Source organism: Streptomyces sp. 71268, assembly GCF_029392895.1.
GTDB lineage: Bacteria > Actinomycetota > Actinomycetes > Streptomycetales > Streptomycetaceae > Streptomyces.
This window is the reverse complement of sequence record NZ_CP114200.1, coordinates 3,672,444-3,695,375: the sequence shown is the minus strand read 5'-3', so window position 1 is coordinate 3,695,375 and position 22,932 is coordinate 3,672,444. Positions and strand designations below refer to the sequence as shown.

The window sequence follows — 22,932 nt, the reverse complement described above, 5'->3', positions numbered from 1 at the left end:
CCGACCCGCCGCCACCGCCGGGCCCGGCCCGCGAGCGGTCCGGCATCGGCGCACGTCAGGCGGGTGGCGCCGGGGGCGACGGCGAGGGCGGAAGCGAAGGATCGACGAGCGATACGAGGACAATGGGCCAGTGCGGTATCTGATCCTGGGCACCACCGAGGCGTACGACCAGCGCGGGCAACCCCTGCCCGTCGGCGGCCCGCGCCTGCGCGCGCTGCTCACCTCACTCGCCGCACACGCCACCCGGCCGGCCACCGCGCTGGTCCCGGCCAGGGCCCTGATCGACGACGTGTGGGGCGACGAGCCGCCCCACGACGCCCCCGCCGCGCTCCAGGCGCTCGTCGGACGGCTGCGCCGCAACCTGGGCAAGCCCGCCGTCCAGTCCGCACCCGGCGGCTACCGGCTCGCCGCCGCGCCCGACGAGATCGACCTGGCCGTCTTCGAGCAGCGCGCGGGCGCCGGGCGGCGCGCCCTCGAAGCCGGCGACGCCGCGACGGCCGCCGCGCTGCTGCGCGACGCGCTGGCCCTGTGGCGCGGGCCGGCCCTCGCGGACCTGCCGGACCGCGCGGTGGCCGCGGCCCGCGCCGACGCGCTCCACCTCACCGCGCTGCACCAGCGGATCGACGCGGAACTCGCGCTCGGCCACGGCACCGACGTCATACCCGAGCTGCGCGAACTCATCGCCCAGCACCCGCTCGACGAGCCCTTCCGGGCCCAGCTCATCCGCGCCCTGCGGGCCGCCGACCGCTCGGCGGACGCCCTGGCCGCGTACGAGGAGGCCCGCCGCACCCTCGCCGACCGCCTCGGCACCGACCCGGGCAGCGAACTGCGCCACCTGCACGCCGAACTCCTCACGGCCCCACCACCCCCGACCGACCCACCCCACCGCCGGGGCACGCCACCGCCCCCTTTCGGCACCACCGAGCCCGACGAGCCGAACACGGCATCGGCCGCGGGGGTCGTACGAACGGATCAGTCCGTACGGGCGAATCCGCCTGTAGGGGCGGGGCAGTCAGCACGGGCGGGGCAGCCCGTACAAGCAGGGCAGCCCGAACAAGCAGGGCAGTCCGTACGGGCGGAGTGGCCCACGGCAGCGGAGCACGTATCCGCTGAGCAGGCCGTACGAGCCGGCCGGGGCGCCTCCGTCATGCCCGAGCCGCCGGTGGGGTCGGCCGGGCCGGCCACACCAGCGGAGGGTGCTCCGGGTGGCCCGCGCGCGGCGGGTGAGGTTGCAGAGGCGGCAGAGGCAGCCGAGGCAGGAGTGGGTGCCGGAGCGGGGGGCGGGTCCGCCGGGGTGCCACGGGGCAACCTGCGGTCCCGGCTCACGAGCTTCGTCGGGCGGCGGGCCGAGATCCGGTCGCTGCGGGCGGAGTTGGACGGGGCCCGGCTGGTCACGCTGACCGGACCCGGCGGTTCCGGGAAGACGCGGCTGTCGGAGGAGGCCGCCGCCACCGTCGCCGCCGCCTACCCCGACGGCGTGTGGATCGCCGAACTCGCCCCGCTGGACAGCCCCGCCGACGTGGCCGGCGCGGTGCTCAGTGCCGTCGGCCGCCGCGACACGACCCTGCACGCCGGGGGGCTCGAACCGCGCACCGCGCCGGAGAGCGCGTCACCCACCGCGCGCCTGGTCGAACACTGCGCGCACCGCCGGTTACTGCTGATCCTCGACAACTGCGAGCACGTCATCGAGGCGGCGGCCGAACTCGCCGAGACCCTGCTCACGCACTGCCCACAGGTCACGGTGCTCGCCACCAGCCGCGAGCCGCTCGGCGTGCCGGGCGAGGCGGTGCGCCCCGTGGAGCCGCTGGCGCCTGCGCCGGCGCACCAGTTGTTCGCCGAGCGCGCCGCGGCCGTGCGGCCGGGCTTCGACCCGGCGCGCGACCCGGAGACGGCCGGGGCGGTCGCCGAGATCTGCCGCAGGCTGGACGGGCTACCGCTGGCCATCGAACTCGCCGCGGCCCGGCTGCGGATGCTGTCGCCGCGCCAGATCGCCGACCGGCTCGACGACCGGTTCCGCCTGCTCACCAGCGGTAGCCGGACCGTACTGCCGCGCCAGCAGACGCTGCGCGCGGTGGTCGACTGGTCGTGGGACCTGCTCGACGAGCGCGAGCGCACCGTGCTGCTCCGCGCCTCGGTCTTCGCCGGCGGATGGGACCTGCCGGCGGCGGAGGCGGTCTGCTCGGACGCGCCGCCCGAACCGTCCGCGCCGCCCCCCGGCTCGGCCCACGCGCCCCGCTCCGCCGCCCCCGCATCCGCCCCCGCCCCGGTCATGGCGTCGGCCGACGCCATCGACCCCGCCGACGTGCTCGACCTGCTCGGCGCGCTGGTCGACAAGTCGCTCCTGGTCGTCACGCACACGCCGGTGGCCGCCGACGGCACCGGCGGTGACGCGCGGTACCGCATGTTGGAGACCATCCACGAGTACGTCAGCGAGCGCGTCACCGAACGCGCGCTGGCCAGCCCGCGTGGCCGGGCCGAGCGCACCGCGACCGCCCGCAGGCACGCCCGCTACTTCCGCGACCTGGCCCAGACCGCCGAACCCCGCCTCCGCTCCGCCGACCAGCTGCCCTGGCTACGCCGCGTGGAGACCGAACTCGACAACTTCCGCGCGGTGCTGCACCGCTGCCTCACCCCGACCGAGCACCCATCCACCACCGCCACCACGCGTCCCACCAGCCCATCCAGTTCCACCAGTCCTGGCCACCCGGCGAGCGGCAGCGTCAGCGACCCTCACGACCGCGACCACAGCGATCACGACCACAGCGACAACGGCCACGGCCACAGCCACAACAGTCACGACCACGACCGTGGCAACGGCGTCGCCGACGTGGAGATGGCGATCGACCTCGTCTTCGCCCTCGGCTGGTTCTGGTGGCTGCGTGACTACCGGGCCGAGGGCGCGGGATGGGTCCGCCGGGCCCTGGCCTTCGAGTCGGCGCACCACCGCTCGGCGCACGAGCCGCCCGCCACCCGAACACCCGGCCCCGGTGCGTACGCCTCCGACGCGTACGTCCCCGACACGTACGCCTCCGACGAGGACGCCCCCCACGGAACCGACGGCAACGAGCGCGACCCCGCCGGGCGCGATCCCGCCGAGTGCGCGGCCGTCCGGCCCCGTACCCGCGCCTGGCCCGCGATCCACGAGCCCGACTCGCCCGGCGGCTCCGGCGCGCAGCCCGAGTTCGACGGCGCGCCGTCGGCGGACGACCCGGCCGCCGTCGCGCGCTACTGGCGCCGCCTCGACCTGCAACTCCTCCTCTACCTCCTGCTGTCCGAGCACCGGTCGGCCGAGGTGCTGGGCGACCCGGAGGCGCTGGCCGCGGCCCGCACCATCCGCGACGCGTACGCCGGCCAGCGGGGGAAGGCCGGCACGCGGTTCCCCGGGCTGCTGTGGCCGTTCGCCGGGTACCTCATCGACGGGCACGCGGGCGTCGCGCCGCTGCTCGACCAGGCGGCGGAGAACTGCCGCAGCCACGGCGACGACTGGGCGCTCGGCGTCACGCTGATGTTCCGCACCCACCTGACCATCGACATGACCAGCGGCCTCCACCGCGTCAACCGCGACTGGGCCGAACTACAGGAGCTCAGCCGCCGGGTGGGCGACCGCTGGATGCTGATCCAGGTCAACGAGGCCAGCGGCGAGCTGGCGGCGGTGTACGGCCGGTACGCGGAGGCCCGCGCCCACTACCACGAGGCGCTGCGCCTCGCGCGCGAGCTGGGCGCGTACACGGAGACCCCGTTCCTCATCTCCCGCCTCGCCGAACTCACCTTCTCCTGCGGCGACCCCGCCGCGGCGACCGTGCTGCTCGACCAGTCGGACGCCGAGGCGGAGCGGTTCGGCGGGGTGGAGGCGCGAGCGTTCAACGGGTCGCTGCGCGCGTCCATCGAGCTGACGTACGGCGACGTCGCGAGCGCCCGCGCCCTGGCCGACCAGGCGCGAGTGGCGGCCCGGCACGCCTCTCCGCCCCCGCAGTTCGCGGTGGCGCTGAGCAGCCTGGAGGGGCGGATCGCCGCCGAGGAGGGCGACCCGCGCGGCGGGCTGTACCGGCTGCGGGACGCGCTGGCCGAGGGCAGTGCGGCGAACTGTACGGAGGTGCTGCTCGCCCACGCGGCCGAGACCACCGCGTACGTGCTGGTCAAACAGGGCGAGCAGCGCGCCGCGGCCCAGCTGCTCGGCGCCGCCGACGGCTGGCGCGACCGGTTGCCACGCACCCCGCTGGCCCAGGCCACGACGGACGGCACCGCCCGCGCGGTGGGGCAGGCCATCGGTGACGCGGAGTGCGCCGCCCTGCGCGCGGCGGGCCGTGGTCTGTCGGTCTCCGCGGCGGTCGCACTGGTCAGCGACGTCCTGGCGGCGTCCGACCCGCCACCGCCCGGGCCCACCCCGGCCGAGCCGTAACCCGTCCTGGTCCGTCCTGGCCCGTCCTGATGCGTCTTGGCTCGTCCTGACCTGTTCCGGCTCGTCCTGACCCGTTCCAGCTCGTCTTCGCCTGCCGAGCGGGGCTCAGCGGCCGTGCCGGGTCCCGACCATCTGCTGGGGCGAGTCGACGAGGACCGCGGTGGCGCCGAGCCGGGTGGCGGTGCGCAGGTCCTGCGGCGTGTTGATGCCGAGCATCACGATGGGCGTGCGGGCCTTGGTACGCGTACGCCCCTTGTCGGCCGAGCGGAAGCAGTCGACGGATTCGCGGGTCCACAGTTGGGCGGTGACGGCGGACTCCCCGGTGCCGAGGGTGAACTTCTCCTGGAGCGTCACCTGTCGCTTCAACTCGAACCCGGCCCACGAGCCCGCCGGCGGCGTGCTCTTGCACGCGTGCTCCAGGGCCACCTCGGCGAGCCGCTGCCGCGTCGCGTCCCGCGATTCGGCCACCCGCGCCCGGGGGTCCTTGGCCAGCAGCCCGGTGACCTCCGCGTCGGTCGAGTACAACCGCACCCGCCCCCACGCCCGCTTCTCGTCCAGCACCCGCGTCACCGCGTCCACGACGTGCCGGGCCGGCGCCTGCTTGAGGTCGAGGTAGACCTGCTTGCCCGCGGGGACGGCGTCCAACGCGGCGGCCAGCGTGGGTATGCGCACCGGACGCGCGCGGTACGGGTACCCGCCCCGCTCGTCCTTGAAGTGGTACCCCGCGTTCAACGGGGCCAGGTCGCGCAACCGGTGGTCCGCGACGGCCCCGGAACCGTCGGTGAGCGACGAGAGGTCCGTAGGCCGATAGAGCACGGGAACGCCGTCCCGGGTCGCCTGGACGCTCAACCACTGCCCGTCGGCCCCGGCCCGCAGCGAGGTACGGATGGCCTCCAGCGTGTTCTCCGGGGCGTCGGCCGTACCCGCGCGGTGCGCGATCACCAGCGGCTTCGACCGGGCGTGGCCGGGGGCCGCGTCGCCGGAGCGGGCGGTGGCCGGGCTGCTGCCGGTGAGCGCGGGGACGGCGGCGGCCAGCACGGCGGCGGCCACCGGCACGGAGAGATGACGGCGCATGGGAACTCCTGCGGGGACACGGGGGAGGGACGCCGCGACCCGGGGGTCGCGCTGCCGGGCAAGCTAACCCCCGTTGATGAACCAGACGGGTCTATCAGGCGAAAAGGTCGACAACCGGAAAGCCGGCCTCCCGCCGCCCGCACGGCTAAGGCCACGCACGGACACGGGCCGGTACTAGCGCGAACCGGCACAGCCACGGCCCCGCACGGCCACCAACCCGTACGTACGCCCGCGCCGCCTGCCGCCCTACCGGCATCCGATGCGCGACTGGGCCCAGTCCCCGAGCGCCACCCGGCCGAAGACCGAGTGCGGCTCCACCACCAATCGGATCGACTCCTGCCCGACCAGCGAGACGCGCACCGGAACGGCCGGCTGTCCCGCCCGCACGATGCCGGAGCGCCACAGCCTGGTCGGGCCGCCGTAGACGGCGAACCGCGCCGCGCCCACACCCTGCGTCAGGTCGTCGAGCCCGACGTGCGCCTCGTACGTCGTGCACGCGCGGTTCAGGTCGATCGTCACCGACGCCGGCGCGTGCATCGTGGCCCCGTGCGCGTACCGCCTGCCGCCGATCGACAGCCCCTCGCGCTGCCACAGCGGGCTGCTCTCGACGAGCCGCAGCTCCGGCTTGGTGCCGTCACCGACGCCCCCGTACTCCAACCGGTAGACCTGGTAGACCGTCGGCTCCGGGCTGGGGGTCGGCGTGGGCGTGGGTGTCGGGGTCGGCTTGAGTGGGGGAGTGGTCGCCGGTGGCGGCGTCGGGCTCGGCGGAGGTGGCTGCGGGGCCGGGGTGGTCGGCGTCGGCCGGGGCGCCGGCGTGGTCACCGTCGGCCTGGGCGTGGGCGTGGGCTTGGGGCTCGGGGCCGGAGTGGGCTTGGCCGCGGCCGGCGTCGGCCGTGGCGGAGCGGGCTCGGCCGGTGGGGGCGGCGGCGGGCTCGGCTCCGGCGGTGGGTTGTGCGGGGTGCCCGGTACCGCGATCGTCGGTTCCTTGGCCTGTGGTTCCGGCTTCGGCTCGGAACCGCCCGAGAGCGCGTACGCGAGGATCGCCCCCGCCACGACCACCACGCCCGCCGCGATGCCCACCTTGGCCGCGGCCCCGAGCCCCCTCCCCGGCGGCGCCGGCCCCGGCCCCCGCGCCGCCTCCCGCCGCGCCACCGCCGGAGGCCGCCGCACCGCCGGCGCCCGCCGCGCCCGAGCCGGCCAGACCGCCCGCCGCTCCGCCCGCCGACCCGCTCGCCGCCGCTGCCGCGCCGGTGGCCGCCCCGGCGCCCGCCGCGCCGGCCGCGACGCCCGCGGCCTTGGCCGCGTACCCGGCGGCGAACCAGCCGATGACCGCGACCGGCAGCACCGCCCGCAGCCGCGCGTTCACGTCCGCCACCTCAAGCGCCGCCATGCGGCACGCGGCGCACTCCTCAAGATGCTTGCGCAACCCGCGCTCGGCCCGCACCCGCAGCCCGCCCCTGGCGTACGCGCCCAGCCGGTCCGCGTACCGCGCGCACTCCCCGCTCGCCATCTGCGCCGTGTTGACGTGTGCCTGCAGATACGCCTGCTTGAGCTTCTCGCGCGCCCGGTGCGCGAGGACCGCGGTCGCGTTGTCCGTCAGCCCGAGCAGCGGCGCGACCTCGCGCAACGGCTCGTCCTCCACCGTGGTGTGCCACAGCACCGTCTGGTAGTGCTCGGGCAGGCTACGGAACGCCCGCACCGCCAACGTCCGCTCCGCCTCGTGCATCGCCCGTACGTCCGCGCCCGCGTCGAAGTCGAACCCCGGAGTCCCCTCGCCGCGTGCCGCCGCCCGGGCCGCCGCCGTCTCCGCGAACACCGCGAAGTCCTCGACCAGTTGCTCGCGCTTGGCGGTCTTCGTCCACGCCGCCGCCACCCGGCGCACCGTCGTCAGCAGGTACGCCCGCACCGCCGTCCGTGGCCCGGCCCCGCCCCGCACGGCCTGCAACGTACGGGCGAACACCTCGGCCGTCAGGTCGTCCGCGGTGTCCGCGTCCCGACAGCAGCTACGGGCGTACCGGCGCACCGCCGGCGCGTGGCGCCGGTACAGCTCCTCGTACGCGCTCCCGTACGCCTCACCCCCGCCGGCCCGCATCCGGTCCAGCAACTCCGTGTCGGCCAGCGGCGGATCGCCCGCCGAGCCACCATCGGATCCCTCACCCGCGACCCGCCCCTCGGCCCCGGCGGCCTCCCCGGTCCCCGAGGCGACCGCACCCGCCCCGGCCGCCGCGTCGGCCCCTGTCGACACACCGCTCCCGCCCGCCCCCTCGGCCCCGGTCGCCGCACCCGGCCCACCAGCCGCACCGGCTGCGCCACCCGCCGACTCGGCACCGTCCGAGTCCGGCCGCGCCCCACCGCGCCCCGTCCGCCCCTGCTGACCGGCCCTGGCCCGCTGCTGCGGAACGCTGGGCTCGGCCGGTCGCGGTTCGGGGGGCCGGGATTCGGGCCGGTGTTCGGTGGGACGGGGCTCGGCCGAGCGGTGTTCGGCGGGACGGGATTCGCTCGGTGAGGGTTCGGCCGGCCGGTTCCTGGGTGGCGGCGGACCGGGGACGGACTCGCGTCCGGACGGGCCGCCCTGACCGGGTATCTGGCCAGACGGGAGGCCGCCCCCGGAGGGGTGCGACTCGGCGTCGGTCACCCCGTCCTCTTCACGACCGCATCGTTCGTCCGGCCCCTCAACGCCCATGGACGTAGCCCCCGTACACACCTTCAGACCCGAACACGCGGCAAGCGTGCCACAGCCGTCGCTGACCTAGCCCTGTCCCTTCCAGCAACCACCCTCCCGGGGTTGCTTCGCAAGGCTGAGCCCCCACTCTTCACCCAAATGGGGAACCCTTTCTGCACTCCCCACGCCGCCCCACCCACCCCGCACCACCCTCCGTACGGCAATCCCTGGCCCACGCACGCCCCGTCAGATGGGTGCCTCGTCAGGTAGCCGGCGCGCGGAACGGCCAACGGACCAGATGTGTTGGCCACGGCAAGCGTTGCCGAAGCGAAGGGTTGCTCAGGCGCGGCGCTGACACCGTGCCGGGCTGGGCGTCACGACGAGTGGGCCTCGCGCGGGGTCGGTCCCGTGCGGAATTGGCCCCGTGCGGGGTTGGTCCGTGAGGGTGCGCCTCGCGCCGAGTCGGCCCCGGTGGCGGCGCCTCACGGCTGAGCGCGGCCCCGCAGCGGTGCTGGCCCTGCGGCGGGGATGGCCCCGCGGCAGGTTGGCCTCGCGGCGGGGCGGCTCTGCGCAGGGTTGGCCGCCCGTACGGCTGGCTCCGCCTACGGCTGGCTCGGCGCGGGCTGGCGAGCACAGGTTGGCCGAGCGCGTGCCGGGCGAGTGATGGCCGGCTGGCAAGGCCCTGCCCGGCGGTGGGTTGGCCGGCCCAGCGGCCCACGGGCACGAGCCGATGGAGAGCGCTGGCCCGCTCGCCCGACTGGCTGGCTGGTCCGTAGCCGGGTCAGGCGCCGGCCCACGGGCCCGCGTGCCGTCGGAACGGAACGCGGGCCCATGGGCGACCGTCGATCTCGCCGGGTACGGGCACAGGCACGTGCCCGTACCCGGCGGGTGCTCGTCGCGGTGGTGGGTGACGGTGCGGTCAGCCCACCGGCCGCGAGCGGAGCCCGTCCAGCAGGATGTCGAGCAGCCGGGCCGATGCCGCCGCCTGCTGTGCCGCGTCGGGCAGCGACGGGGCCGCCGTCGCTATCACCAACAGCACGTCCGCGACCGTGACATCCGCCCGCAGCTCACCCGCGGCCCGCGCGCGGTCCACGAGCTTGCCGACGACCTCGAGCAGCGCCGTGGCACCGCCGTCGTCCGGGCTTTGTTGCGCCGTTCCGTTGCTTGCCGTGCCGGGTACCGCCGTGGGCCCCGTCGGCGCGGCGGCCACCGGCGCTATCGCGCCCGAGCCGGCCCCCGTCGCGCCCGCTCCCGCCGCGACGTCGGGCCCGACGCCCTCCAGCGGGTCCGTTGTGCTGCTGCGCTGCTCCACGAGCCGCAACTCCGGTGCGGCCGGCGGCGACTGCCGCTGGTGCGGCACACGGGCCTCCTCGGCCTCCGCCTCCGCGTCGACGTCGACGCCTACCCGCAGTACCTGCGGCGGCAGCAGCCGGCCCGCGCCGGACGCCACCGAGGTCCGCAGGAAGCGCGAGAGCGCCGACCACGGCTCGTCCTCCTGGCGGAGCGCGGCGCGCGCCTGGTCAGTGAGGCGCGCCGTCTCCTCCTCGGCTATCCGACGGACCAGCACGTCCTTGCTGGGAAACCGCCGGTAGACCGTGCCGACCCCGACTCGGGCCCGGCGCGCCACGTCCTCCATCGGCGCCCCGTAACCCAGCTCCCCGAACACCTCACGGGCAGCTCGCAGCACGTGTTCGAGATTGCGCTGCGCGTCTACGCGCAGCGGCGTATTACGGCCATTGCCCCCGTCCGTCGTGGCAACGCTGGATGACCAATGCGAACTCTGAATGTGCATAACCGATCCCCCGGTAATGAACGTCTCCCCCCGGAGACTCCCCGCCCTGGCTGCCGGGGCTGTGTCGACACCCCGACGAAGTACGAACATAGTTGAGCCCAGGTCAAGAATGAAGGGGTAGTTCCGTCCAGAGCGCCCCCCGATCGGAGTACGCGGCCGATCTCTCCCGATTCGCCGCCGCTCCAATGCCCCGCGATCGCGCGCTGACCTGCACACCTTCCGGGCATGTGACCGAACCAAAGCCTCCACTTTCCTGGGACCCTCCGGTCATACATTTCGTCAGGGCTGTGGACAAAGTCCGGCCGGGGGTGCGTCATGGGAGGGTGAAGGAACCCGCGCGCATTCTTGTTGTCGGCGGTGGCTACGTCGGGATGTACACCGCGCTGCGCCTCCAGCGGAAGCTGAAGCGCAGCGAGGCGCAGGTCATCGTGGTCGACCCCGAGCCGTATATGACCTACCAGCCGTTTCTCCCCGAGGCGGCGGCCGGTTCGATCTCCCCGCGGCACGTAGTGGTGCCGCTGCGCCGGATCTTGCCGAGATGCCAGGTCGTCATTGGCGAGGTCACGACGATTGATCACGCCAAGCGCACCGCCGCCGTCCGCACTCTCGCGACCGCCGAGGAAGGCACCGGCGCGATCGAGATTCACTACGACGAGCTGGTACTCGCGCCCGGGTCCGTTTCCCGTACTCTCCCGATCCCCGGATTGGCCGAATTTGGAATCGGCTTCAAGACCGTCGAGGAGGCCATCGGGCTGCGTAATCACGTCTTGGAACAGCTCGACATCGCATCCTCCACCCGCGACCCCGAGGTCCGGGACGCGGCTCTCACCTTTGTTTTCGTGGGCGGCGGCTACGCCGGCGTCGAGGCGCTCGGCGAGCTTGAGGACATGGCGCGCTACGCCGCGCGCTATTACCACAACCTCTCACCAGATGACCTGAAATGGGTGCTGGTCGAGGCCACCGACCGCATCCTCCCGGAGGTCGGCGAGGAGATGGGCCAGTACGCCGTGCGCGAGCTGCGCGGCCGCAACATCGACGTGCGCCTGGAGACGCGGCTCGACTCGTGCGAGAACCGCGTGGTCGTCCTGAGCGACGGCACCCGGCTGCCCGCGCGCACGCTCGTGTGGACCGCGGGCGTCAAGCCACACCCGCTCCTGGCCGCCACCGACCTGCCCACCAACGGCCGAGGCCGGCTGCCGTGCACCCCGGCGCTGCGGTTGAAGGACGTCGACCACGCCTGGGCCGCGGGCGACGCCGCCGCCGTACCCGACGTCACCTCGGACGCGCCCGACGCGCTCTGCGCCCCCAACGCCCAACACGCCGTACGCCAGGCCAGGGTGCTCGCCGACAACATCGTCGCCGCCCTGCGCGACCAGCCACTCGCCGACTACGCGCACAAGTACGTCGGTTCGGTGGCCTCGCTCGGCCTCCACAAGGGCGTGGCGCACGTCTACGGCCGCAAGCTCAAGGGGTACCCCGCGTGGTTCATGCACCGGGCCTACCACCTCAGCCGAGTGCCGACCCTGAACCGCAAGGCCCGGGTGCTGGCCGAATGGACCCTGTCCGGGTTGTTCAAGCGGGAGATCGTGTCGCTCGGCTCGCTGGAACACCCACGCGCCGAGTTCGAACTCGCCGCCGGCACCGGCCGCCACCCGGAAGCCAGCTAACCGCCCGTCGCACCGCACACGGCGGAGCCGGGAACTCCCCCGGCGCGACTGGCGTCTGACGGATGTCAGTCCGGTCGGCCACACTGGACGTGTGACCATGGGTGGGCTCGTATCTGCGAAGAGTGACAAGCACGAGGATCTGGACGTTTGCCGCATCTCCCAGGGGCCACGCCCCCGCACTGCTGTCCGCCACCCCGCGTCGGTGCGCCGCTCTGCCACGACTCCGCGAGGTAATCCTCTGTGAACTTCACGCGTTGGAGCGTCCGATTCCCTGGTTCCCAGCGGCGCGCCGCCCGCGGTGACCGCGCAGCGCGCACCCCGTCGACGGGCGGCGGCTCCGTGCCGGCGGCCCGCGGCGAACGGGGTACCACCGGACCCGCCCCCGAAGCCCCCCGCCGGCTCCCACCCCGACCCGGGCGAGGTCCCCACCCTCGAAGAACTGTCGGCCCAGGCCCTGTTCACCCAGGTCCCGGCCCCGGTCGCGGTCGTCTACGGCCCCGACCACCGCATCGCGTACGTCAACGAGGCGTACGCGGCCCTCTTCGGCACCCGCACCCCCGGCCTGCCCGCCCGCGAGGCGCTCCCCGAGCTGCAGGAGATGGGGCTGCTGCCGCTGATGGACCAGGTGCTGCGCAGCGGCACGCCCCGTACGGTCAAGTCGCGTCGCGTCCCACGCGGCGGCCTGGCAACGCCACTCGAACCGGGCGCGCAGGACGCGGAACCCGCGCACGCGGGGCCCCGCGCCCCCGCCCAACCAACCCCGCGCCCCAACACGCCACCGACCGCACCCACCGGCCCGGCACCCACCCCCCACCACCGACGGCACCCCCACCACGGACGGCCCCCCGCCCCGCTCCACCGGCTCGCCGGCCCGCACCGACGGCCGACCGGCCCGCACCGGCGGCGGGGCGGTACGCATCGGCGGCACCGCCCTGCTCCGCAGCGTGCTCCGCGGCGCCAGCGGGTCACCCACCCCGCCCGCCGCCTCCCGCCCGACCCACCCGCCGACGCCATCCCCCGAACCGCACGCCCCCGTCCCACCCGCGCCCGGTCCGCCGGAATCCGGCCCGCGAGAGTCCGGTCCGCCCAACTCCACGCCGCGCGGCGAGGCGTCACCCGGTGACGAGGCGTCGCCCGGTGCCGTACCGGCCGACTTCGCCGCCACCGAGGCCGCGCCGACCGCGCTCGTGGCGACCGGCCCGGCCGCCACCGATCCCGCAACCGCCACGGACCCCGGCTCGGCCCCGGCACCTGCCCCAGCGACGGACGGCGGTCCGACGACGGAGGACGGCCTGGCCACGGGAAACGGCCCAGGGACGGACGGCGGCCCGGCCCCAGACGAGGGCCCGGCTACGGAAGGCGACGCCGCCACGAATCTGGGCTCGACCCGGGAACGCCACCCGGGCCCCAGCCCAACACCGACAGCGGCAGAGGCAGCGGAGCCCACACCGGCACCCGAACCACACCGCGCCCCGGACACCCCGCACGGCACGGACACCGCCCCCGAAACCGCCGACCACCGCAGCGCGGCCCCGACCCCGGACGCGCCGCGCGGCGGAGCCCGACGCACCGGCGCGCCCGGCGCCGCAACCACCCCCGCCGGGCCCGTCACAACCCCCCCCACGGCATACGCCCCGGACTCGACCGCGACACCGGCCCCAACCCCGGCGTCCGTCCCGGCCCCGGCGTCCGCCCCGTCCCCGGCGTCCGCCGCAGTTCCGGCGCAGGGCACCGACCTGACCGCCGATCCCATCTGCGAGGCGGTCGCCGACCCGCTCGCCGATCTGGCCACCGACCCGCTCCACCACGCCGACCCGGAGCCCCGCGCGGTGCCCGGCGCCCGAGGTTCCGGGGCCGAGCGCCCGACCCGTGGCTGGCACTGGCCGGGCGCCGCCCGCCTGGCCCCGCGCGCGGCCTCCTCCGCCGCACCGCCCGCCCCGCGCACCCGCGACAGCTACTACACCTTCACCTGCACCCCCATCCAGGTCGCGCCACCGCTCGCCGCCACCAGTCACCCCGACACCGCCCCGGACCCCGCCGCCGGAGCGACCCCCACCCCGCACGACGCTCCACTCCCGGCCCCTCACACCACCCCCGAGGCCAACCGGACCCCCGAGGCCCACCCGGCACCGACCCCCGCCGTCACCGATACCGCGCCCACCAGCGCCACGCCCACGGCCTCCAACACCAGCGGCGCCCCGACGAGCCCGCCCCGGGCGGCGCACAACGCCGCGACACCGGTGGCACCTGACGCGTCCCCGCCGTCACACACCGACCTGCCACACGACGCTTCCCAGGACGGGGACGCCCCGCCGCCCGCCCCACACCACGCGCCGCCCGACGACGCCCCGTCACCCGCCCGGCTGATCAACGGCACGCCGAGCCACCCGGCCCCGGCCATCTCCGCCACCGAAGCTCCGCCCGGCACCGCCCCACCGGCCCAGCAACCCACCACCTTCTACCGAGGCGTCCTCGTCTACGCCGCCGACGTCACCGACCAGGTCGAGGCGGTCGAGCGCCTCCGCGTCAGCGAGCGTCGCCAACGCGAGGCCGCCGTCACCCTCCAGCGCAGCCTCCTCCCTCAGAAGCTCGAACAACCCGACGACCTACGCGTCGCCGCCACCTATCAGCCCGGCGGCACGGAGGCGGCAGTCGGCGGTGACTGGTACGACGTGATCACCCTCGGCGCCGGCCGCACGGCCCTGGTCATCGGCGATGTCATGGGCCGCGGCCTGCGTGCGGCGGCCGTCATGGGCCAGTTGCGCACCGCCGTACGCGCCTACGCTCGTCTCGACCTCCCGCCCCACGAGGTGCTGCAACTCCTCGACGGCCTGGCCGCCGAGATCGACGCCAGCCAGATCGCCACCTGCGTCTACGCCGTCCACGACCCCAACGAGGGCCGGCTCATCTACGCCTCCGCCGGGCACCTGCCCATCCTGGTCCGCGACCCCGACGGCACGGTGCACCGCGCCGCCGAGCCCACCGGCCCGCCGCTGGGCACCGGCGGGTGGCTGCACGCCTCGGGCTCGGTGCCACTGAGCCCCGGCTCCAGCGCCGTCCTCTACACGGATGGCCTGGTCGAACGGCGGGACCGGGACATCGACGAGGGGGTGGCCGACCTGGAGCGCGCGTTCGCCGGCGCCGCCGGCTCGCCCCAGGTGATGTGCGACCGGCTGATCCGGTCGCTCGGCATCACCGCCGACCACGACGACGACGTCGCCGTCCTGGTGCTCCAGCACCCCGCGCGTACCGGGCACGACGCCGAGCTGTTCCACAACGCCGCGCTCGAACTGCTCGGCGGCGTCGAGGCCGCGCCCCGCGCCCGCGCCTTCGCCTCGGGCGTCCTCGCGAGCTGGCGGTTCCCGACCGAGCTCCGCGACCTCGGCGTCCTGGCCACCAGCGAACTCGTCGCCAACTCTCTGCAACACGGCACACCCCCCATGCGCCTGCGCCTCCGGCGCACCGATCGCCGACTGATCATCGAGGTGACGGACGGGGACGACCACCTGCCCCGGCGCCGCCGCGCCGAACCGGTCGACGAGGCCGGCCGCGGCATCTCGATCATCGCCACCATCGCCTCGTCCTGGGGCTCACGCCGCACCCCCGACGGAGGCAAGGCGGTGTGGTGCGAGTTCGCCCTGCCCCGCCACTGACCCCCGGCCTACGTCAGCCGGGGTGTCGCCGCGGGGCAGGGCTCGGCCCACCCGCCGCCGAAGCCTCCGGGCTCAGGCCGCCGTGGTCACTGCCCCCTGCCGGGGCTCGGCTATCGGCCCCCCGGCCTCGGCCTCCGCGCGCGGAGTGGGGCCGGGAACGGTCGCGGGGGCCAGCACCGCGTGCAGCGGGTTGTCCTGAAGCGGCGTGAGCCGCCGCCCCATCCGCAGCGCCAGCGCCGTGATGCCGAGCGAGCAACCGATGAGCATCACGATGTACGCCACGTACAGACCACCGCCCGCCATCAGTCCACCCACCGCCGGCCCCACAGCCAGCGCGAGCTGTTTGACCAGCGCGAACGCCGAGTTGTACTGCCCCACCCGCGAACCGGGCGCGAGGTCGGCCACCAGCGGTGCCACGGTCGGCGACAGCATCGCCTCGCCGAGTCCGAAGAGCGCGTACGTCGAGATGATCGCCGCCGTGGCCATCGCCTGGCTGCCGTGGATCAGACCGGAAGCCCCGGCGACCACCCAGGCCACCGTCCATATGAGCCCGACCAGAGCGATCACCCGGCTGCGTCGCCGCCCCTCGACCAGCTTGAGAACCACGAACTGCGCGATCACGATGACCGCCGTGTTGGCCGCCAGCGCCACACCCAACGTCGCGGGTGAGATGCGGGTGACCTCCACCGCGAACGCCGAGAGTCCCGACTCGAACTGCCCGTAGCAGGCGAAGAACATCACGAAGCCCAGCACGCAGAGCTGGACCATCGCCCGGTCAGCGAGCAGCACACGCCACCCGCCCTTGGCACCCTCGTCAGCCGGTATCGCGTCCTCGACCTTAGGGACCTGGGGCAACCGCACGGTGGCGATCGCCGCGCCCAGCACCAGGAACATCGCGGACTCGATCGCGAAGAGGCGAACGAAGCTCGACGGGTGCGCCGTGTCCACGAGCAGCCCGCCCAGCAGGCCACCGAGACCGAGGCCCAGGTTGTTGAGGAAGAACTGCGTCGCGAAGGCACGCGAGCGCGTCGCCGGCGTCGAGCACCACACGATCATCGTGGCCAGCGCGGGCTGGATCACCGCGATGCCCGCACCGAGCATGCCGGCCGCCGCGATCACCGCCGGCTCACTGGACGCGAGCCCGAGCCCTATGGACCCGATGGCCGCGGCGACCGTTCCCGCGATGGCGACGGGCAGCGGCCCTCGCCGGTCGATGACCCGACCGGTAAAGGGGAGCACGACAAGCGCGGCCACCGCGAACGTCGCGAGCACCACGCCCGCGGTGCTCGCACCAAGATCGCGAACCTGTGCCACGTAGATGAACAGGAACGGGACGGTGAAGCCGTTGCCGAACGCGCTCAGCGCGTTGCCCAGCTGGATACGGCGCAACGCGGCGCCCATCGCGGTGGTCACACTCACCTGCCTAGGTAGAAGAAGAGACGGAACAGAGAGGAGAGCTGAGTCTCGAAGACTTCAGCCCTAAAGTTCGACGCTTAAGAGTACACACAGAAGGACTTCAATGCCAAGGTGGCCCGTGTCATACTGCCCGGCATGCCCGAGACACCCACGCCGAGCGAGAGCGCGAGCGAGCCGACCCTCGAGGAACAGATCGCGGCCTACCAGCGCGAGTTCCGTGACCTCGACCCGCAGGTCGAGCAGGTCGTCTCCGCTCTCCAGCGCCTCAACCGGCGCATGAACGTCGCGTACGGCCGCCAGACCACGACCCTCGGCATCAGCAACGCCGAGTGGGAGGTCCTCAAGGCCCTGGTCCTCTCCGGTGCCCCCTACCGGCTCGGCCCTGGCGAACTCGCCAAGCGACTCGGGCTGACGCCCGCCGCCATGACGCACCGGATCGACCGCATGGCCGCCGAGGGGCTCGTGACGCGGGAGCGGGACGAGAACAACCGCGTCCGGGTGATCGTGGAGCTGACGGACGAGGGCCGGGAGCAGTGGCTCGCGGCGATGCGGCTGGCGACGGTCTTCGAAGAAGACCTGTTGCAGGACCTCAGTACGGCCGAACGTCACCTCCTCGGCGAGCTGCTCACCCGGCTGCTGCGCCGCGTGGAAGAGGCTCAGCCCGATGCTGGCGGCCGGCTCACCGACCTCGACTGACCCAAGTTGACACACCCTGGGCCCGTCCGTAGTGTTCTCCGAGTTGCCACGGCGCCGTAACGGTTCTGTAGCAGCGCCTCGCGCCGCACCGGCGGCATACCACTACCGCACGACTCTCCCAATCCGGGATGGATTTCGGCATGCCGGAATTCGTTTCGAAAGCTTCGATTATGAAGCCCGGGGGAAATCCGCTAAAGTAGTGACCACGCCGGAAGGCGCGAAACAAACCCCGCTCCAACAGGGGACCGGAAACAAATTCCGACCGGAAACGGCAGGAAAAAGGATCTGGTAAGGTTGGAAACACCGAAGGGAAGCGCCCGGAGGGCCCGGTGAAACGGGACCGAAGGAAGCGTCCGTTCCTTGAGAACTCAACAGCGTGCCAAAAGTCAACGCCAAATATGTTGATACCCCGTCTCCCACGCACTGTGGGGGCGAGGTTCCTTTGAAAAGTCCTCCCGATCCTGTGATGGGGTTGGGGGGCGACACAGCGAGGACGCTGTGAACACCGATCTTATTCCGGTCGGTGTTCCGCTCTTATCGTGTGTGTTCGCCGGGATATCCCGGAGGCATTCATGGAGAGTTTGATCCTGGCTCAGGACGAACGCTGGCGGCGTGCTTAACACATGCAAGTCGAACGATGAAGCCGCTTCGGTGGTGGATTAGTGGCGAACGGGTGAGTAACACGTGGGCAATCTGCCCTGCACTCTGGGACAAGCCCTGGAAACGGGGTCTAATACCGGATATGACTACCGATCGCATGGTTGGTGGTGGAAAGCTCCGGCGGTGCAGGATGAGCCCGCGGCCTATCAGCTTGTTGGTGGGGTGATGGCCTACCAAGGCGACGACGGGTAGCCGGCCTGAGAGGGCGACCGGCCACACTGGGACTGAGACACGGCCCAGACTCCTACGGGAGGCAGCAGTGGGGAATATTGCACAATGGGCGAAAGCCTGATGCAGCGACGCCGCGTGAGGGATGACGGCCTTCGGGTTGTAAACCTCTTTCAGCAGGGAAGAAGCGAGAGTGACGGTACCTGCAGAAGAAGCGCCGGCTAACTACGTGCCAGCAGCCGCGGTAATACGTAGGGCGCGAGCGTTGTCCGGAATTATTGGGCGTAAAGAGCTCGTAGGCGGCTTGTCGCGTCGGATGTGAAAGCCCGGGGCTTAACCCCGGGTCTGCATTCGATACGGGCAGGCTAGAGTTCGGTAGGGGAGATCGGAATTCCTGGTGTAGCGGTGAAATGCGCAGATATCAGGAGGAACACCGGTGGCGAAGGCGGATCTCTGGGCCGATACTGACGCTGAGGAGCGAAAGCGTGGGGAGCGAACAGGATTAGATACCCTGGTAGTCCACGCCGTAAACGTTGGGAACTAGGTGTGGGCGACATTCCACGTCGTCCGTGCCGCAGCTAACGCATTAAGTTCCCCGCCTGGGGAGTACGGCCGCAAGGCTAAAACTCAAAGGAATTGACGGGGGCCCGCACAAGCGGCGGAGCATGTGGCTTAATTCGACGCAACGCGAAGAACCTTACCAAGGCTTGACATACACCGGAAACGGCCAGAGATGGTCGCCCCCTTGTGGTCGGTGTACAGGTGGTGCATGGCTGTCGTCAGCTCGTGTCGTGAGATGTTGGGTTAAGTCCCGCAACGAGCGCAACCCTTGTTCTGTGTTGCCAGCATGCCTTTCGGGGTGATGGGGACTCACAGGAGACTGCCGGGGTCAACTCGGAGGAAGGTGGGGACGACGTCAAGTCATCATGCCCCTTATGTCTTGGGCTGCACACGTGCTACAATGGCCGGTACAATGAGCTGCGATACCGTGAGGTGGAGCGAATCTCAAAAAGCCGGTCTCAGTTCGGATTGGGGTCTGCAACTCGACCCCATGAAGTCGGAGTCGCTAGTAATCGCAGATCAGCATTGCTGCGGTGAATACGTTCCCGGGCCTTGTACACACCGCCCGTCACGTCACGAAAGTCGGTAACACCCGAAGCCGGTGGCCCAACCCCTTGGGGAGGGAGCTGTCGAAGGTGGGACTGGCGATTGGGACGAAGTCGTAACAAGGTAGCCGTACCGGAAGGTGCGGCTGGATCACCTCCTTTCTAAGGAGCACTTTGGCTGCCAGGTCTTACCTGGTGGTCCAAGAGCCAGTTCGTCGGCGAGTGTTCGACGCTGGTTGCTCATGGGTGGAACGTTGACTATTCGGCACGATAAGCCTGTGAAGGTTGTGAGTACTGCTCCTCGGAGCGTGGAAAGCGACTTTCCAAGGTGAGTCGTGCCGGGCGCGCTGTTGGGTGTCTGAGGGCACGGCCGTGAGGTTGTGTCTTCGGTTGCCGGCCCCAGTGAACTCGCTCGTGAAGAGCGGGGTGGTGGGTGGCTGGTCGTTGTTTGAGAACTGCACAGTGAACGCGAGCATCTGTGGCCAAGTTTTTAAGGGCGCACGGTGGATGCCTTGGCACCAGGAACCGATGAAGGACGTGGGAGGCCGCGATAGGCCCCGGGGAGCTGTCAACCGAGCTTTGATCCGGGGGTGTCCGAATGGGGAAACCCGGCAGTCGTCATGGGCTGTCACCCGTACCTGAATATATAGGGTATGTGGAGGGAACGCGGGGAAGTGAAACATCTCAGTACCCGCAGGAAGAGAAAACAACCGTGATTCCGGGAGTAGTGGCGAGCGAAACTGGATGAGGCTAAACCAGTCATGTGTGATACCCGGCAGGGGTTGCGTGGTTGGGGTTGTGGGATCGTACTTCGATGATCTGCCGGTCGTCGGGTGAGTCAGAAACCGTAGGTGTAGGCGAAGGGCATGCGAAAGGCCCGGCGTAGAGGGTAAGACCCCCGTAGCTGAAACATCTATGGCTTGCTTGTACGACTCCCAAGTAGCACGGGGCCCGAGAAATCCCGTGTGAATCTGGCGGGACCACCCGCTAAGCCTAAATATTCCCTGGTGACCGATAGCGGATAGTACCGTGAGGGAATGGTGAAAAGTACCGCGGGAGCGGAGTGAAATAGTACCTGAAACCGTGTGCCTACAAGCCGTGGGAGCGTCGCCATGTGTGTTTACATGCATGGTCGTGACTGCGTGCCTTTTGAAGAATGAGCCTGCGAGTTTGCGGTGTGTTGCGAGGTTAACCCGTGTGGGGGAGCCGTAGCGAAAGCGAGTCCGAATAGGGCGTTGGAGTAGCACGCTCAAGACCCGAAGCGGAGTGATCTAGCCATGGGCAGGTTGAAGCGCGGGTAAGACCGTGTGGAGGACCGAACCCACCAGGGTTGAAAACCTGGGGGATGACCTGTGGTTAGGGGTGAAAGGCCAATCAAACTCCGTGATAGCTGGTTCTCCCCGAAATGCATTTAGGTGCAGCGTCGTGTGTTTCTTGCCGGAGGTAGAGCACTGGATAGGCGATGGGCCCTACCGGGTTACTGACCTTAGCCAAACTCCGAATGCCGGTAAGTGAGAGCGCGGCAGTGAGACTGTGGGGGATAAGCTCCATGGTCGAGAGGGAAACAGCCCAGAGCATCGACTAAGGCCCCTAAGCGTACGCTAAGTGGGAAAGGATGTGGAGTCGCAGAGACAACCAGGAGGTTGGCTTAGAAGCAGCCACCCTTGAAAGAGTGCGTAATAGCTCACTGGTCAAGTGATTCCGCGCCGACAATGTAGCGGGGCTCAAGCGTACCGCCGAAGTCGTGTCAATCCAGCATGTACTCCTAACGGAGGTTGGGTTGGGTAGGGGAGCGTCGTGTGCCGGGTGAAGCAGCCGCGTAAGCGAGTTGTGGATGGTTCACGAGTGAGAATGCAGGCATGAGTAGCGATTCACACGTGGGAAACGTGTGCGCCGATTGACTAAGGGTTCCTGGGTCAAGCTGATCTGCCCAGGGTAAGTCGGGACCTAAGGCGAGGCCGACAGGCGTAGTCGATGGACAACCGGTTGATATTCCGGTACCCGCTTTGAAGCGCCCAATACTGAATCTTCTGATGCTAAGGCCGTGAAGCCGCCCTGGAGCCTTCGGGCAAAGGGGAGTGGTGGAGCCGCTGACCCAAGGGGGTAGTAGGTAAGTGATGGGGTGACGCAGGAAGGTAGTCCAGCCCGGGCGGTGGTTGTCCCGGGGTAAGGGTGTAGCCCGTCATCTAGGTAAATCCGGATGGCATATGAGGGTGAGACCTGATGCCGAGCCGATTGTGGTGAAGTGGATGATCCTATGCTGTCGAGAAAAGCCTCTAGCGAGTTTCATGGCGGCCCGTACCCTAAACCGACTCAGGTGGTCAGGTAGAGAATACCGAGGCGTTCGGGTGAACTATGGTTAAGGAACTCGGCAAAATGCCCCCGTAACTTCGGGAGAAGGGGGGCCATTTCTGGTGATGGGCTTTGCGCCTTGAGCTGGGGGTGGCCGCAGAGACCAGCGAGAAGCGACTGTTTACTAAAAACACAGGTCCGTGCGAAGCCGTAAGGCGATGTATACGGACTGACGCCTGCCCGGTGCTGGAACGTTAAGGGGACCGGTTAGCTGACTTTCGGGTTGGCGAAGCTGAGAACTTAAGCGCCAGTAAACGGCGGTGGTAACTATAACCATCCTAAGGTAGCGAAATTCCTTGTCGGGTAAGTTCCGACCTGCACGAATGGCGTAACGACTTCTCGACTGTCTCAACCATAGGCCCGGTGAAATTGCATTACGAGTAAAGATGCTCGTTTCGCGCAGCAGGACGGAAAGACCCCGGGACCTTTACTATAGCTTGATATTGGTGTTCGGTTCGGCTTGTGTAGGATAGGTGGGAGACTGTGAAGCATGCACGCCAGTGTGTGTGGAGTCGTTGTTGAAATACCACTCTGGTCGTGCTGGATGTCTAACCTGGGTCCGTGATCCGGATCAGGGACAGTGTCTGGTGGGTAGTTTAACTGGGGCGGTTGCCTCCTAAAGGGTAACGGAGGCGCCCAAAGGTTCCCTCAGCCTGGTTGGCAATCAGGTGTTGAGTGTAAGTGCACAAGGGAGCTTGACTGTGAGACTGACGGGTCGAGCAGGGACGAAAGTCGGGACTAGTGATCCGGCGGTGGCTTGTGGAAGCGCCGTCGCTCAACGGATAAAAGGTACCCCGGGGATAACAGGCTGATCTTCCCCAAGAGTCCATATCGACGGGATGGTTTGGCACCTCGATGTCGGCTCGTCGCATCCTGGGGCTGGAGTCGGTCCCAAGGGTTGGGCTGTTCGCCCATTAAAGCGGTACGCGAGCTGGGTTTAGAACGTCGTGAGACAGTTCGGTCCCTATCCGCTGTGCGCGTAGGAGTCTTGAGAAGGGCTGTCCCTAGTACGAGAGGACCGGGACGGACGAACCTCTGGTGTGCCAGTTGTTCTGCCAAGGGCATGGCTGGTTGGCTACGTTCGGGAGGGATAACCGCTGAAAGCATCTAAGCGGGAAGCCTGCTTCGAGATGAGGGCTCCCACCCACTTGATGGGGTAAGGCTCCCAGTAGACGACTGGGTTGATAGGCCAGATATGGAAGCCTCGTAAGGGGTGGAGTTGACTGGTACTAATAGGCCGAGGGCTTGTCCTCAGTTGCTCGCGTTCACTGTGTTAGTTCTGAAATA

General features: G+C 70.6%; 7 protein-coding genes, 2 rRNA genes and 2 pseudogenes. 7 read left to right on the top strand and 4 right to left on the bottom strand.

The annotated features are described in order from the left end of the window. Window positions 1-130: 130 nt before the first annotated feature. On the top strand, window positions 131-4,399 hold the full coding sequence (locus tag OYE22_RS14050) for a BTAD domain-containing putative transcriptional regulator (protein WP_277320720.1): 4,269 nt from the start codon (window positions 131-133) through the stop codon (window positions 4,397-4,399). A gap of 105 nt (window positions 4,400-4,504) precedes the next feature. Here the strand turns inward: OYE22_RS14050 and OYE22_RS14045 are convergent, their stop codons facing one another. From OYE22_RS14045 to OYE22_RS14035, 3 genes and pseudogenes are all read right to left on the bottom strand, one after another. After that, window positions 4,505-5,473 (bottom strand): glycerophosphodiester phosphodiesterase family protein, encoded by a 969-nt coding sequence (locus OYE22_RS14045; protein ID WP_277320719.1) that lies wholly within the window; start codon window positions 5,471-5,473, stop codon window positions 4,505-4,507. A gap of 246 nt (window positions 5,474-5,719) precedes the next feature. Further along, window positions 5,720-7,565 (bottom strand): annotated as a pseudogene (locus tag OYE22_RS14040) (sigma-70 family RNA polymerase sigma factor). A gap of 1,489 nt (window positions 7,566-9,054) precedes the next feature. After that, on the bottom strand, window positions 9,055-9,927 hold the full coding sequence (locus tag OYE22_RS14035; RefSeq protein WP_277320718.1) for a helix-turn-helix domain-containing protein: 873 nt from the start codon (window positions 9,925-9,927) through the stop codon (window positions 9,055-9,057). A 323-nt stretch (window positions 9,928-10,250) separates the two neighbouring features. On the opposite strand from OYE22_RS14035, the gene OYE22_RS14030 reads away from it, so the two are divergent. From OYE22_RS14030 to OYE22_RS14020, 3 genes and pseudogenes are all read left to right on the top strand, one after another. Continuing rightward, on the top strand, window positions 10,251-11,594 hold the full coding sequence (locus OYE22_RS14030) for an NAD(P)/FAD-dependent oxidoreductase (protein ID WP_277320717.1): 1,344 nt from the start codon (window positions 10,251-10,253) through the stop codon (window positions 11,592-11,594). A 240-nt stretch (window positions 11,595-11,834) separates the two neighbouring features. Next, window positions 11,835-12,273 (top strand): annotated as a pseudogene (locus OYE22_RS14025) (PAS domain-containing protein); the annotation flags it as partial. A gap of 1,150 nt (window positions 12,274-13,423) precedes the next feature. Further along, a complete protein-coding gene (locus OYE22_RS14020; protein WP_277320716.1) occupies window positions 13,424-15,247 on the top strand; it encodes a SpoIIE family protein phosphatase in 1,824 nt (607 codons plus the stop codon). A gap of 72 nt (window positions 15,248-15,319) precedes the next feature. On the opposite strand, the gene OYE22_RS14015 is transcribed toward OYE22_RS14020, so the two are convergent. Next, window positions 15,320-16,660 (bottom strand): MFS transporter, encoded by a 1,341-nt coding sequence (locus OYE22_RS14015; RefSeq protein WP_277320715.1) that lies wholly within the window; start codon window positions 16,658-16,660, stop codon window positions 15,320-15,322. 138 nt (window positions 16,661-16,798) lie between these two features. Between OYE22_RS14015 and OYE22_RS14010 the strand changes: the two genes are divergently transcribed. The 3 genes from OYE22_RS14010 (at window position 16,799) to OYE22_RS14000 (ending at window position 22,898) form a co-directional block, all read left to right on the top strand. Beyond that, window positions 16,799-17,359 carry a MarR family transcriptional regulator gene (locus tag OYE22_RS14010; protein WP_187062714.1) on the top strand — a complete coding sequence of 187 codons (561 nt, stop codon included), beginning with the start codon at window positions 16,799-16,801 and terminating at the stop codon, window positions 17,357-17,359. Window positions 17,360-17,928: 569 nt separating this feature from the next. Continuing rightward, window positions 17,929-19,455, top strand: a 16S ribosomal RNA gene (locus tag OYE22_RS14005). 318 nt (window positions 19,456-19,773) lie between these two features. After that, window positions 19,774-22,898 (top strand): 23S ribosomal RNA (locus tag OYE22_RS14000). Together the 16S and 23S rRNA genes form the textbook arrangement of a ribosomal RNA operon. Window positions 22,899-22,932 lie beyond the last annotated feature (34 nt).

Coding starts and splice junctions, on each gene's coding strand:
- OYE22_RS14045 (WP_277320719.1), bottom strand. CDS start 5,473: ATGCGCCGTCATCTCTCCGTGCCGGTGGCCGCCGCCGTGCTGGCCGCC.
- OYE22_RS14035 (WP_277320718.1), bottom strand. CDS start 9,927: ATGCACATTCAGAGTTCGCATTGGTCATCCAGCGTTGCCACGACGGAC.
- OYE22_RS14010 (WP_187062714.1), top strand. CDS start 16,799: ATGCCCGAGACACCCACGCCGAGCGAGAGCGCGAGCGAGCCGACCCTC.